The 13,771-nt window shown below is 69.6% G+C and carries 11 protein-coding genes and 1 pseudogene; 8 read left to right on the top strand and 4 right to left on the bottom strand.

Going from position 1 to position 13,771, the window contains the following annotated elements; genetic code table 11:
- The first annotated feature begins 8 nt into the window (after positions 1-8).
- The 3 genes from B141_RS0100420 to B141_RS0100410 are packed head-to-tail and all read left to right on the top strand — an operon-like array spanning position 9 to position 2,733.
- Entirely contained in the window at positions 9-944 is a 936-nt protein-coding gene (locus tag B141_RS0100420) for an ABC transporter ATP-binding protein (RefSeq protein WP_020573187.1), read from the top strand.
- Positions 941-1,729, top strand: a complete 789-nt coding sequence (locus B141_RS0100415; protein WP_020573186.1) for an ABC transporter permease — start codon at positions 941-943, stop codon at positions 1,727-1,729. Before B141_RS0100420 ends, B141_RS0100415 begins: the two co-directional genes overlap by 4 nt.
- Positions 1,730-1,785: 56 nt before the next feature.
- Complete coding sequence (locus B141_RS0100410) at positions 1,786-2,733, top strand: COX15/CtaA family protein (protein WP_026256766.1); 948 nt, start codon at positions 1,786-1,788, stop codon at positions 2,731-2,733.
- A gap of 240 nt (positions 2,734-2,973) precedes the next feature.
- Here B141_RS0100410 and B141_RS38230 read toward each other — a convergent pair whose 3' ends face one another.
- Positions 2,974-4,776 carry a DEAD/DEAH box helicase gene (locus B141_RS38230; RefSeq protein WP_020573184.1) on the bottom strand — a complete coding sequence of 601 codons (1,803 nt, stop codon included), beginning with the start codon at positions 4,774-4,776 and terminating at the stop codon, positions 2,974-2,976.
- Between the two features lie 317 nt (positions 4,777-5,093).
- Here B141_RS38230 and B141_RS0100400 point away from each other — a divergent pair, with 317 nt between their 5' ends.
- From B141_RS0100400 to B141_RS51150, 3 genes are all read left to right on the top strand, one after another.
- The gene (locus B141_RS0100400; RefSeq protein WP_020573183.1) at positions 5,094-6,593 is read left to right on the top strand and encodes a DHA2 family efflux MFS transporter permease subunit; all 1,500 of its coding nucleotides are present in this window, start codon (positions 5,094-5,096) and stop codon (positions 6,591-6,593) included.
- Positions 6,594-6,627: 34 nt separating this feature from the next.
- Positions 6,628-7,764, top strand: coding sequence for an aldo/keto reductase (locus tag B141_RS0100395; protein WP_202805602.1), 1,137 nt, complete (start codon positions 6,628-6,630; stop codon positions 7,762-7,764).
- Between the two features lie 171 nt (positions 7,765-7,935).
- Positions 7,936-8,151 carry a hypothetical protein gene (locus B141_RS51150; RefSeq protein WP_237742602.1) on the top strand — a complete coding sequence of 72 codons (216 nt, stop codon included), beginning with the start codon at positions 7,936-7,938 and terminating at the stop codon, positions 8,149-8,151.
- Between the two features lie 24 nt (positions 8,152-8,175).
- Here the strand turns inward: B141_RS51150 and B141_RS51145 are convergent.
- Positions 8,176-8,340 (bottom strand): annotated as a pseudogene (locus tag B141_RS51145) (MerR family transcriptional regulator); the annotation flags it as partial.
- A 112-nt stretch (positions 8,341-8,452) separates the two neighbouring features.
- On the opposite strand from B141_RS51145, the gene B141_RS0100385 reads away from it, so the two are divergent.
- Positions 8,453-9,502: an aldo/keto reductase gene (locus B141_RS0100385; RefSeq protein ID WP_020573180.1), complete on the top strand. Its 1,050-nt coding sequence runs from the start codon at positions 8,453-8,455 to the stop codon at positions 9,500-9,502.
- 50 nt (positions 9,503-9,552) lie between these two features.
- Here B141_RS0100385 and B141_RS0100380 read toward each other — a convergent pair whose 3' ends face one another.
- Together B141_RS0100380 and B141_RS0100375 are read right to left on the bottom strand one after the other, a co-directional pair.
- Positions 9,553-10,290 carry a tyrosine-protein phosphatase gene (locus tag B141_RS0100380; RefSeq protein ID WP_020573179.1) on the bottom strand — a complete coding sequence of 246 codons (738 nt, stop codon included), beginning with the start codon at positions 10,288-10,290 and terminating at the stop codon, positions 9,553-9,555.
- A gap of 145 nt (positions 10,291-10,435) precedes the next feature.
- Entirely contained in the window at positions 10,436-11,389 is a 954-nt protein-coding gene (locus tag B141_RS0100375) for a heme o synthase (RefSeq protein WP_420313565.1), read from the bottom strand.
- Between the two features lie 247 nt (positions 11,390-11,636).
- Here B141_RS0100375 and tkt point away from each other — a divergent pair, with 247 nt between their 5' ends.
- On the top strand, positions 11,637-13,736 hold the full coding sequence (gene tkt, locus B141_RS0100370) for a transketolase (protein WP_020573177.1): 2,100 nt from the start codon (positions 11,637-11,639) through the stop codon (positions 13,734-13,736).
- Positions 13,737-13,771 lie beyond the last annotated feature (35 nt).

Below are 13,771 nucleotides of genomic sequence, written 5' to 3'. Positions count from 1 at the left end.
CTCCAGACGTGGGCGAGCTGGTCGTCGAGGTCGAGAGCCTCGTCGTGCGATACGGCCGGGGTCGCGCCGCGGTGACCGCGGTGGACGGCCTCAGCCTGACCGTCGTACGCGCCACCGTCACCGCGATCCTCGGACCCAACGGCGCGGGCAAGACCACCACGATCGAGACCTGCGAGGGCTACCGCCGGCCGCAGGGTGGGCGGGTACGCGTGCTCGGACTCGATCCGGTCGCCGACCGGCGCGCGCTGCTGCCCCGGCTCGGCGTCATGCTCCAGGAAGGCGGCGCCTGGTCGGGTGTCCGCGCGACCGAGATGCTCCACCATGTCGCCCGACTCCACGCGAACCCCCTCGACGTGGACATGCTCGTCCAGCGGCTCGACCTCGGCTCGTGCGGGCGTACGCCGTACCGCCGGCTCTCCGGCGGCCAGAAGCAGCGCCTCTCCCTCGCGATGGCCATCGTCGGACGGCCCGAGCTGGCCTTCCTCGACGAGCCGACGGCCGGTCTCGACCCGCTGGCCCGGCGCGCGACCTGGGAGCTGATCGAGGACCTTCGCCGCGACGGCGTCTCCGTCGTACTGACGACGCACTACATGGAGGAGGCCGAACGCCTCGCCGACCAGGTGCACGTCATCGACGGTGGTCGGGTGATCGCGTCCGGCTCCCCCGCCGAGCTCACCTCCCGCGGCGCGGCGAACAGCCTGAGGTTCCGCGGACCCGCCGGGCTCGACGTGCGGTCACTGGTCGCCGCCCTGCCCGAGGGCAGCCGGGTCCGGGAACCCGCGCCAGGCAGCTATCTGGTCCTCGGCACGATCGACCCGCACCTGCTCGCCACGGTGACCGCCTGGTGTGCGTCCAACGGCGTACTCCCCGACGATCTCGCGGTCGAGCGCCACAACCTGGAGGACGTCTTCCTCGAGCTCACCGGACGGAAGTTGCAGCCGTGACCACTGGAACCTTCGCGCCGCGACCAGGCGCCGCACCGCTTCCCCGGATGGTGCTCGCCCAGGGGCTGATGGAGGCCAGGCTGCTGCTCCGGAACGGCGAGCAGCTGGTCCTGGCCCTGGTCGTACCGATCCTGCTGCTCGTGGCGGGCGCTCTCGCGCCGGGCCTGTCGCTCGGCGCGCAACCCCGGATTGACGTACTCGCACCTGGTGTCATCGCGCTGGCGGTCATGTCGACCGCGTTCACCAGCCTGGCCATCGCGACCGCGTTCGAACGGCGGTACGGCGTCCTCAAACGCCTCGGTGCGTCGCCACTTCCCCGGACGGGTCTGCTGGCGGGGAAGGTGCTGGCGGTGCTGCTGGTCCAGGCGCTCCAGCTGCTGCTCATCGTGCCCGTTGCCTGGCTGCTGGGTTGGCGGCCCGCCGTCGACGCGACCGGCATCGCCGCCGCGGTCCTCATGATCGTCGCGGGCACCTCGGCGTTCGGCGCCCTCGGCCTCCTGATGGCCGGCACGCTGCGCGCCGAGGCCACCCTCGCCGCCGCCAACCTCGTCTACCTCCTGCTGGTCGCGGGCGGCGCGACGTTGGTACCCGTCGAGGCCTACCCCGCCCCCATCCAGCCGGTGGTCGCGCTGTTGCCGTCGGGCGCGCTCGCGGAAGGACTGCGGCACGCATTGGGCGTGGAGGCAGGACTCGCCTGGGGCGGCATCGGGATCGCGCTCGGCATCCTGGCGGCGTGGGCGGTCCTCGCCGCGGTCGCGACCGCCCGTACGTTCCGCTGGGAGTAAGGGCCTGGCGGGTGCCCGCCGGGTGGTTCGCCCTCGGGCGCTCTTAGGCTTGGCCCGTGCCTCTTCCCCGCCCGACCGTCCCGCAGATGCGGGGGCTCGCGCTCGCGTCCCTGGTCGCCAACATCCTCATCGTCGTCACCGGCGGCGCGGTCCGGCTCACCGGATCAGGGCTCGGCTGCCCGAGTTGGCCGCAGTGCAGCAGCGAGTCGTTCGTCTCGCACCCCGAGCTCGGGATCCACGGGTTGATCGAGTTCGGCAACCGCCTGCTGACCTTCGTGGTCGCCATCGTTGTCGGCCTGGCCTGGCTCGCCGCGCTGCGGATGCGACCGCGCCGGCGTGACCTGATCCGCCTGTCGACGGTGCTGCTGCTGGGCATTCCGTTCCAGGCCGTGATGGGCGGTATGACCGTCCTGACCGACCTCAACCCCTGGGTGGTCTCGGCGCACTTCCTGGTGTCGCCGGCCCTCATCACGGTCGCGGTCGTTCTCGTGCGGCGGGTGGGCGAGCCGGAAGGGCCGGTGCGCCCGACGGTGCCGGTGCCGGTACGCCGGTTGGCCATCGCGACGTTCGTGGTCACCTTCGTTGTGATGTACGTCGGGACCATCGTGACGGGAAGCGGCCCGCACGCCGGCGACGCGCGAGCGCCCCGTAACGGCCTCGATCCCGAGATGATGAGCCAGCTGCACGCGGACCTGGTGTTCCTCCTCGTCGGTCTGACGATCGGGACCCTGGTCGCCCTCCGCGCGACGGGCGCTCCGGCGCGCGCCCAGCGGGCCGCCACCTGGCTCCTGATCGCCGAGCTCGCTCAGGGAGTGGTCGGCTTCACGCAGTACTTCACCGGACTGCCGGCGGTCATCGTCGGCGCCCACCTGCTCGGCGCGGCCCTCACTGTGGCCGCGGCGATTTGGACGATGTTGGGTACGCGAGAACGTGTCAACGTGGACGCTCCCGCGCCGGCAGGGCCTACCGAGTTCGCACCGGTCGGCGCCGGATCCAAGGGCTGACCCCGCCCGGCGAATCACCATCCACGCCTGATTACCGCGCTTTGGGCGCGGACTGACGTGTAGGCGGTCACGCGGGCCTCTCAGCGGCCTGAATGATCACGTATACGTGGTCATTGCCTGCTTCACATGGTGTCGATGCCAGGTGAAGCAGGTACGCGCCACGTATACGTGATCATTTGGAACGGCCCTCGCGCCGGCAGATCGCGGCAGCTTGAACGGAGCGGGAACCGACCAGAATCGTTAGGACGCCCGGCGACGCGCGCCGTCCTCCTGCCGCGGCCTGCGGTCACCCTTCGGGCGCTTGGGCCGCCACGAACGCTTGGCACCCTCGAAGCGATCGGCGCGCTGGCCGCGCTGCCGGGGCCGCGCGTTCTGGCGCCGGGCCTCCAGAGGCTCTGGACGGCGTACGACGATCGGCGTGCCGGAGGCCGCCACGTCGCGGACGGCCTCGTGCCCCGGCGCCACCTCGACGACGGTCGCGCTGACCTTCGCCAGCTTGTGCAGCTTGGCCACGTCGCGGGACTGGTCGGGGAAGATCAACGAGATCACGGTGCCGCTGGCGCCGGCCCGCGCCGTCCGGCCCGACCGGTGGAGGTAGTCCTTGTGATCAGCCGACGGGTCGTAGTGCACCACGAGGTCGACGTCATCGACGTGGATACCGCGTGCCGCGACATCGGTGGCGATGAGCACCCTGGGCGCACCGGAGGCGAACCCAGCCAGCGCCTTACGGCGGGCGCCCTGCTTGAGGTTGCCGTGGATGGCGGCCGACTCGATACCTTCCTGGTGGAGTTGCTTGACCAGCCGGTCGGCGCCGTGCTTGGTGCGTACGAAGAAGAGGGTGCGGCCGGGCCGCGAGGCGATCTCCGCTGCGACCGCCACCTTGTCATCGGGGCTCAGGGTGAAGACGCGGTGTTCGACCGACTCGACCGGCGCGGCCGCCGGGGCGACGGCGTGGAACGCCGGATCCGTCAGGTAGCGATCCACCAACCGGCTCACACCCCGGTCCAGGGTGGCCGAGAACAGCAGCCGCTGCCCACCGGTCGGCGTCATGTCGAGGAGCCGGGTCACCGCCGGCAGGAACCCGAGGTCGGCCATGTAGTCGGCTTCGTCCAGGACGCTGATGCTCACCTCGGACAGGTCGCACTCCCCCTGCTCGGTGAGGTCGATCAGGCGCCCCGGCGTCGCGACCACGATGTCGACCCCCGCACGCAGCGCCATCACCTGGCGCCGCATCGACGCACCGCCGTACACCGTGGTGAGTTCGAGGCCGAGCCGCCGCCCGAGCGGTGTCAGCGCGTCCGCGACCTGTTGCGCGAGTTCGCGGGTGGGCACCAGCACAAGGCCACGAGGTTTGCCGGGCTCGCGGGAATCCCCACCGAGGCGGGCGAGCATCGGCAGGCCGAACCCCAGCGTCTTGCCCGAGCCGGTCTGCGCGCGTCCGAGGACATCCCGGCCGGCCAGCGCGTCCGGCAGGGTCCGCGCCTGGATCGGGAAGGGCTGCTCGATCCCGCGCCGGGCGAGGGCTTCCACCAGGCGAGCGGGCAATCCGGTTTCGGCGAACTGGGTCGGGAGGTCGGCCGGCTCGACCGCGGCGGCGGCGTCGAGGGCAGCCTCGAGTTCGCGTTCGAGGACGCTGGCGGGGTCGATGGCCCGCTCCCGCTGCTGAGCGCCGCCACGCTCCCGCGGACGGCCGCGGAACTGATCAGAACGGCGCGACTGGCCGCGCCGCGACTCGGTACGCCGGGAGTCCGTACTGCGGAACTCACGGTCCCGCGACTCGCCGTTCCGGAATTCACGGTCCCGGTACTGGCCGTTGCGGGACTCGCCGTTCCGGGACTCGCGGCCGCGGAACTCGGTGACGCGGGACTCGCCGTTGCGTGAACCGGTGTACCCACCGTCGCCGCGACGCGGGTTGGTGCGGCGGGTTTCGGTGCGGCGGAAGTCAGAGCGCCGGGAGTTGGTGCGGTGGGAACTGCCGTCGCGCCCCTGGAACGAGCTGGTGTTGGCGGCGCGGTAGGAATCCGATGAGGACGATTGGGGCATAAAGAACTAGTGCTCCGTCGTGAACAGCGGCCGCAACTTCCGGTCGGTGGCACGCACGACGACAACGGGCTAGACGCTCGCGCTGGACTGGCCCTTCACACAGGGAACCACTCCGCGCATGCCCGCGGACGGGAACGGAACACTCGGAGGCGACCACGCGGGCGGCTCGCCCGCACGAGAGACGGCGGACGCCGTCGCGTGGAGAGTGTACCGGGCTGTGTGGTTCCGGCCCCACCCGGGCATCGCCCGGGAGGGACCACCCGCACCTGTGGGTACACCATGGAGGGACTGCGGCGACAAACGGAAGGGTCCTGGTCATGAGCGTGCCGTCGCCTGCGAGGCCACCAGAGGCGAGGCAGTCCATCGAACTGGCCTCCGCCCGCGGCCGCCGCATCGTCCTCGCCGCCGTTCTCGGCTCCGGGGTGGCGCTCCTGGACGGCTCGGTTGTCAACATCGCCTTGCCAGCGATCGGCCGCGACCTCGGCGGCGGACTGGTCGTGCAGCAGTGGGTCCTCGACGGCTACCTGCTGTCGTTGAGTGCGCTGCTGTTGTTGGGCGGCGTCCTCGGCGATCGGTACGGCCGGCGGCTGGTCTTCTCGATCGGGCTCGTCGCGTTCACGCTGGCCTCGTTGGCCTGCGGGCTCGCCCCCACCGGTCCGGCGCTCATCGTCGCCCGCCTGGTCCAAGGCGTCGGTGGTGCGCTGTTGGTACCCGGCAGCCTGGCGTTGATCGACGCGTCGCTGCGTTCCGACGACCGGGGCCGGGCCGTGGGGCTGTGGGCGGGACTCACCGGCGTCGCCTCGGCGATCGGGCCGTTCGTGGGTGGCTGGCTGGTGGTCGCGGCGTCCTGGCGGTGGGTGTTCTTCCTCAACCTGCCGCTCACGGCGGCCGCCCTGTGGGTCACCCTGCGACACGTGCCCGAGAGCCGGGACCCGAGCGCGCCGGCGCGGCTCGACCTGGCTGGAGCCGCCGCGATCACCCTCGGCCTCACCGGGCTGACGTACACGATGATCGAGTTCCCCTCGACCGGATGGACCACCCGTACCATCGTCGCGATCGCTGTCGGTGTCCTCGGGCTGGTGGCGTTCCCCGTGATCGAGGCGCGCAGCCGGGCCCCGCTACTGCCGCTCGACGTCTTCCGTTCGCGCCAGTTCACCGGCGCGAACCTCACGACGTTCACGGTGTACGCGTCGCTCGGCGGCGCGCTCTTCCTCGTCGCCCTGCAACTGCAACAGTCGCTTGGCTACTCCGCCCTGGTGGCGGGTGTCGCGACGCTGCCGATCACCGTGCTGATGTTGCTGCTGTCGTCACGGATGGGCGCGTTCGCCCAACGGGTCGGCCCGCGCGCGCCGATGACGCTGGGGCCGCTGGTGGCGGGGGTCGGGCTCGCGCTGATGTCGCGGATCGTGCCGGGTGCGTCGTACTGGACCGTGATCCTGCCGGCGGTCGCGATCTTCGGTCTGGGACTGACGATCACCGTGGCACCCCTCACGTCGACCGTGCTCGCGTCCGTACCCGAGCACCAGGTCGGCACGGCTTCGGGCGTCAACAACGCGGTCGCGCGTACGGCGTCGCTGCTCGCCGTCGCCGTGCTCCCGCCGCTGGCCGGCATCAGCACCCACGGCGGGCCGTTGGGGCCGGGATTCAGCCGGGCGATGCTGATCGCGGCGGGCCTGTGCGGACTTGGTGGGGTGATCGCGCTGCTGACGGTACGCCGAGGCGTGGCGGTCACGACGAATCCGTTGCCAGGAGTCCGGCAGGCCTGCCAGCATCCGTGCACCCGCCGCCCCGCGGAGGAAGCGCGCACGCGGAGCTGAGAACCAAGACCGGAAAGCGCCTTCCCCTGATCGCGTGACTCGGGAAGGATCGAGCATCGAGGAACCCATCCCGGCGCTGGCCCACCTGCCCCGTGCGCCCAACCCGAGACGAGAGGACGGCATGGACTACCTGACCCCACGCCCGGACCTGTACGACGTTCCGTTCATGGCCGAGGAGTTCAACGGCATGCCGTACCGCCGCGTCGGCGCGTCGGGGCTGCAGGCTTCGGCGATCGGCCTGGGCACCTGGAAGTTCGGATACCCGCACACCGGCGACGGCGCCCGAGTCGACGAGCGGACGGCGTTCGCGATCTTCGACCGGGCGATCGAGCTCGGCGTGACGTTCTGGGACACCGCCAACCGCTACAACGCCGGCTCCGGTAACTCCGAACGCCTGATCGGGCGGTGGCTGCGGGCCAACCCGGAGCAGCGCCGCAACATCGTGTTGGCGACGAAGCTGCACGGTGGCATGGACGGCGCGACGCCCAACCACTCCGGGCTGTCGCGGACCAACATCGTGGACGCGTTGCGTGCCTCGCTCGCCCGTCTGCAGCTCGACTACGTGGACGTGCTGTACTTCCACCGCTTCGACCCGGGCGTGCCGATCGAGGAGAGCCTGGAGACGATCGAAGATCTGGTACGCCAGGGCGTCGTCCGCTACTTCGCCGTCTCCAACTTCACGCGGGACCAGCTCGCGGATTACCTGAAGGTCCAGGAGACATTGTCGCGGCGCTGCCGTCCGGTCGCCGTACAAAACCAGTTCGACCCGGTGAACCGCGAGCCGGAACGGTTCGTGGGCGCCCTGGAGCTCTGCGCGGCGCAGGGGGTCGCCTACGTCCCCTACAGCCCGCTCGCTGGTGGACTGCTGACCACGAGGTACCTCGACCCGGCGAAGGCGGGCGCGGGTGACCGCCTCCACGACGAGGGCCGGCTGGCCGCGGCAGCGACGCCCGAGAAGCTCGCGGTGGTACGCCGGTTGGTGAAGCTGGCCGAGGCGTGGGAGATCGAGGTGAGCCAACTCGCACTGGCGTACCTCCTCACGCTGCCCGGCATGGGACCGCAGATCCCAAGCAGCTCCACCGTCGCGCAACTGGAGTCGAACGCCGCGGCCGGTCGCGTCACGCTGACCAGCGAGCAGCTCGCGGAGATCGAGGCCGCACTCTCGGCGTAAGAAGGCGAGGCGTGCGTAGGCGACGGCTCAGGATCACCGCCTAGCCGGGTTCGGTGAAACATGAAGCCAGAAAGGGCTCTACGTCCCGAAGACCTTCATGATCACGAATCATCTCTATGAACTGGCAGATGATATTGGTGGTTGTTCTTCGTCTGTCGAAGGGGATGAAGCGTGACATTGGTGGTCAGCGGCGCCGCCCTGATCGAGGAGGTCCTCATACACGCCGACCTTGAACGTGATCAGATCCAGGCATTCGGTGAGCCTGCCGATCTGGGTGGTGACGTGCGCTTGGTGCTCGCGCAGGACCGTGAGCCGTTCTTCCTCGTTTCCGGCTCCCTTTCTGACGAGGTCGGCGTATCGGCGGAGCGCGGGCAGGGGCATGCCTGAGGCTCGGAGAATGATGCAGACGGTGAGCCAGTCCACGTCATCCTGGCTGTAGATGCGCCGCCCGCCAGATCCGCGTTGCACGGGGTTGACGAAGAGGCCCTCGTGCTCGTAGAAGCGCAGGGCGTGAACGCTCAAGCCGGTGCGTTCGGCGACCTGTCCGATGCTCAGACTTGTTGTGACCTCAGCCATGGCGTGCAGGGTAGCGGGTTGACCTAGAGCCGACTCTAGATCCTAGAGTCCCCGTGCGATCGACGCTTCTGTCGCTTTGTGTGATCGGTTGAATCAATAAGGGAGTATCACCATGCGCTATCGCACCCTCGGCGGAACCGGTATCGAGGTCAGTGTCCATTGCCTCGGGACCATGATGTTCCAGGCTGGCTGCAACTCCGACCACGACGACTGTGCCCGCATCATCCACGCCGCGCTCGACCAGGGGATCAACTTCGTCGACACCGCCGACATGTATGGACAGGGTGAGTCCGAGGAAATCGTGGGAAAGGCGCTGCGGGGGCGCCGTAACGACGTCGTCCTCGCCACCAAAGCGCACTTCCAAATGGGCGAGGGCCGCAACCGCAGTGGCAACTCACGGCGTTGGATCCTCAAGGCGGTCGAGGGCAGCCTCAAGCGCCTGAACACCGACTGGATCGACCTCTACCAGGTCCACCGCCCCGACCACTCTACCGACATCGAGGAGACGCTCTCGGTGCTCAGCGACCTCGTGCACCAGGGAAAGATCCGCGCCTTCGGTTGCTCAACGTTCCCGGCTGAGGAGATCGTCGAGGCACACAACGTCTCCGAGCGTCGCGGCCTCGGACGCTTCCGCACCGAGCAGCCGCCCTACTCGATTCTGGCCCGCGGGATCGAGTCCTCGCTCCTGCCCGTCTGCCAGCGCTACGGAATGGGGGTACTGGTCTGGAGCCCACTCGCCTTCGGGTTCCTCACCGGCAGGTACCGCAAGGACCAGCCCATCGACCTGTCAACCGGCCGTGCCGCACTTCGGCCGGCGCAATTCGATCCCACGGTCGCTGAAAATGCCGCCAAGCTCGACATCGTCGAACAGCTTGTCGAACTCGCGACAAGCATCGGCTGCACCCTCCCACAGCTGGCCGTAGCCTTCACCGTGGCCCACCCCGCCGTCACCTCGGCGATCATCGGACCGCGGACCATGCAACAACTGGAGGATCTACTCAAGGGCGCCGCGCTCACCCTGGACAATGCGACCCTCGACCGGATCGACGAAATCGTGCCGCCCGGGACCAACCGATACAACCCCAACGCGCTCTTTCCCCCGCGCTCGCTGACCGACACCGCACTGCGCCGCCGCCCACTCGACGACCGCGCCGCAGCCTGAGTGAGCTGATCTGGTGGGTTCCCTGATTGGGTGGACCCGGCGCACACACTTCAGGAGTCGCGGAGCCGCTCCCGCAGCGCGTCAACCTGCTCCTGCGCGAGTCCGCCCGCCTGAAGGTAGGCACTCACGCCGCCGTGGCGGTTCTGCAGGTGATCGAGGGTGGCCAGCATGTTGGTCGCGGGTGTGGGCTGCAGGCGACGGACGATCTCGCGCTGCTCGGGGTCGGTGACGCCGAGCAGGTACTCGGCGCTCTCGTCCACCAGCCGCTGCTCCGTGAGGGAGTAGTCGTACGCGATCATCGCCGGCGAGACGCCCGCGAGGTAGAGCGCCATCGCGACGACCATGCCGGTGCGGTCCTTGCCACCGGCGCAGTGCACCACAACGGCACCAGCGGGGGCGTCGGCGATCGCGGCCACGGCGGAGGCGAACAGCTTCGGCCGCGTGTCCAGCATCGTCATGTAGATCTCGGCGAGCGTGAGCGTCTCGTTGTCGGAATCGGCGGGGTTCTGGACCGGGATGTTCTGGTAGTGGTCCGTGGAGGCGAACGGGCTCGGCTTCCGCTCGCACTCCCGCTCCCGGCGCAGGTCGATGATCCGGCTCACGCCGTACGCCTCGAGTGCCGCGATCCCGTCAGCGTTGAGTTTGCCGTGGTGGTCGGTTCTGACCAGCGCGCCCGTTCGGATCGTGCCGCCGTCCGCCGTCGGCATGCCGCCGACGTCACGGGCGTTGAGGCAGTTCGGCCAGTCGAGGTGGATCGGAAGCCAGTCGAGCTGCTCAGAACCCGTCATCTGCGGCGAAACCTCCGAGAAGGCCAGACGTCGTCGCACGCTCTGCGCGACGAGCTACACACGCGCCAGCGTACTGATCTGGCACCGCAGTCTGAACCACCTGTCCACTGACCAGACCGACAACGGCCCACCCACGACGACACGGTCAGCGGAGCAGCAGCGGGTCGAGCGCGACCGCGACGAAGAGGAGCGCGAGGTAGAGGTTGGACCAGTGGAAGAAGCGCATCGGCCGTAGGTCGAGCCCGATCTTGCCCCGGGCGACCCGGCGGACGAGAGCGAACGCCTCCACCATCACGACGGCGCCCAGCGCGGCGGCGGCCACTGGGTAGAGCCACCCGGTGCCGGCCATCGGCCACAGCGCCAGCGACGCGACGACGGTGGCGGCGGAGTAGGCGACCACCTGCCAGGCCACCGCACGCTCGGTCGCGACCACCGGAAGCATCGGAACCCCGGCCGCGGCGTAGTCGTCGCGGTAGCGCATCGCCAGCGTCCAGGTGTGCGGCGGCGTCCAGAAGAAGACCACCAGCACCAGCGCGAACGGCGCCCAGTCGAGGGAGTCCCGCACCGCGGTCCACCCGATCACGACCGGGAAGCATCCGGCGATACCGCCCCACACGATGTTCTGGGACGTACGCCGCTTGAGGACCAGCGTGTAGACGAAGATGTAGAACGCGTTGGCGGCGAGCGCGAGGAGCGCCGACAGCCAGTTGACGAGCAACCCGAGCCACAGCGTGGCGACCAGGCCGAGGACGAGTCCGAAGACGAGCGCGCTACCTGGGCCCACCGAGTGCCGTGGCAACGGCCGGCGGCGGGTGCGCCGCATCACCTCGTCGATGTCGCGGTCGAGAACGCAGTTGAGGGTGTTGGCGCTGCCGGCAGCGAGGATCCCACCGACCACCGTCGCGAGCACCAGGCCGAGGGAAGGCACGCCCCCCTTGGCGAGGAACATCACTGGAACAGTCGTGACCAGCAGGAGTTCGATGATCCGGGGTTTGGTGAGTGCGACATAGGCCGCCACCACGTCACGCCAACTCGACTGACTGGAAGGAGCACCGACACCCGTCTCGCCCACGGAGGGCCCGGAGTCGACAGCCGCCACGAAAACCTCGAAAGCCAGAGCGTCAGCCGGACGGTCCGGCCAAGAGGAACGGCCGCCAGTCTAGGTGGTCACGACCACCGAGACGGGCGGCGGGGCCGAAGGAGTCGCCGGCTGGACTCGCGCCGGACTCGCCGAGGAGGGGCGTCACTGACCGGCCACCACGGAAGCTGAGTAGGCTCCAAAGCGGTGCCGACCTCATCTCTTGCGACAGGAGCCGATCGAACGCATGAGCGAGAGTAGCGAGAGCATGAACGACGTGTCTCTCCCCCTCCAGTGGAACGACCTCGACAAGCGGGCAGTGGACACCATCCGAGTGCTTGCCATGGACGCGGTGGAGAACACCGGGAACGGCCATCCCGGCACCGCGATGAGTCTGGCGCCGGCGGCGTACCTGCTCTACCAACGCCTCATGCGCTATGACCCGGCTGACCCGGACTGGGCCGGCCGCGACCGGTTCGTCCTGTCCTGTGGGCACTCGAGCCTGACGCTCTACATCCAGCTGTTCTACGCCGGCCTGCTCGATCTCGAGGACCTCCAGCACTTCCGCCAGTGGGGCAGCCGCACGCCGGGCCACCCCGAGCACGGCCACACCCCGGGCGTCGAGACCACCACCGGCCCGCTCGGCCAGGGCATCGGCAACGCGGTCGGCATGGCGATGGCCGCCCGCCGCGAACGCGGGTTGTTCGACCCCGACGCCGCGCCCGGCACCAGCCCGTTTGACCACCACATCTACGTCGTCGCCAGCGACGGCGACATCGAAGAGGGCATCAGCCACGAGGCCAGCGCGCTTGCCGGGCACCAGAAGCTCGGCAACCTGATCATGTTGTACGACGCCAACCAGATCTCGATCGAGGACGACACCAACATCTCCCTCTCCGAGAACGTCGGCGCCCGCTACGAGGCGTACGGCTGGCACGTGCAGACGGTGGAGTGGCGGCGTTCTGACAAGTACGTCGAGGACGTCGAGGCCCTGTGGCAGGCCTACCAGCGCGCGATCGCCGAGACTGACCGCCCGTCGCTCATCGTCCTCAAGACGATCATCGCCTGGCCAGCCCCCAACGCTCAGAACACCGGCAAGGCACACGGCTCGGCGCTCGGCGCAGAGGAGGTGGCTGCCACCAAGCGGGTCCTCGGCTTCGATCCTGACAAGGCGTTCGACGTCGCCGACGACGTCCTCTCCCACGTGCGGGAGCTGCGCGAACGCGGGGCGAAGGTGCACGAGGAGTGGGAGGCGGCCTACCAGGACTGGCGCGCCGCCAGCCCCGAGCGGGCCGAGTTGTTCGACCGGATGCGGGTCCGGCGGCTGCCCGACGGCTGGGAGACCGCGATCCCCTCCTTCTCCGCGGGCAAGGACGTCGCCACCCGCAAGGCCTCCGGCGCGGTGATCAGTGCGCTGGCGCCAGTGCTGCCGGAGCTGTGGGGAGGCTCAGCCGACCTCGCTGAGTCCAACAACACCACGCCTGATGGCCAGCCGTCCTTCATCCCGCCGGAGTACGCCACCAAGGAGTTCAGCGGCGACTTGTACGGCCGGGTCCTGCACTTCGGCATCCGTGAGCACGGCATGGGCGCGATCCTCAATGGCATCGCCCTGCACGACGGCACCCGCCCCTACGGCGGCACGTTCCTCGTGTTCAGCGACTACATGCGCCCGGCCGTCCGGCTCGCCGCCCTCATGAAGCTGCCGGTGACCTACGTCTGGACCCACGACTCCATCGGTCTCGGCGAGGACGGCCCGACCCACCAGCCGGTCGAGCACCTCGCGGCACTCCGGGCGATCCCTGGCCTGGACGTCGTCCGCCCGGCCGACGCCAACGAGGCGGCCGCCGCCTGGCGGTACACCCTCGAACGCGCGAACGGCCCGAAGGCGTTGGCCCTCACCCGCCAGAACCTCCCGACGTTCGATCGTTCCGAAGGCAGTGGGTTCGCCTCGGCCGACGAGGTGGGTCGGGGTGGCTACACCCTGGTCGACGCACCCGGCGGCCAGCTGCCGGACGTGATCCTCATCGCAACCGGTTCGGAGGTGCAGCTCGCCGTCGCCGCCCGCGCGAAGCTCGCGGAGGAAGGCATCGGCGCCCGCGTGGTCTCGATGCCCTGCGTGGAGTGGTTCGACGCGGAGGACCAGGCCTACCGCGACACGGTGCTGCCGCCGACGGTCCGGGCCCGGGTCAGTGTCGAGGCGGGCGTCGCGCAGCCGTGGCACCGCTTCGTGGGTGACGCAGGTCGCACCATCTCGCTCGAACATTTCGGCGCGTCGGCGGATTACAAGACCATCTTCCGGGAGTTCGGAATAACGGAGGACGCGGTGGCGGAGGCCGCGAGGGAGAGCATCGCGGCCGCCCGCGGCTAGGTGCTGCGTCGCCACTCCTACCTCGACGTTGAAGG

This window comes from Actinopolymorpha alba DSM 45243, assembly GCF_000373925.1.
Lineage (GTDB): Bacteria > Actinomycetota > Actinomycetes > Propionibacteriales > Actinopolymorphaceae > Actinopolymorpha > Actinopolymorpha alba.
Note: the sequence above shows the minus strand (reverse complement) of the source record. Positions and strands in the feature narration are given on the sequence as shown.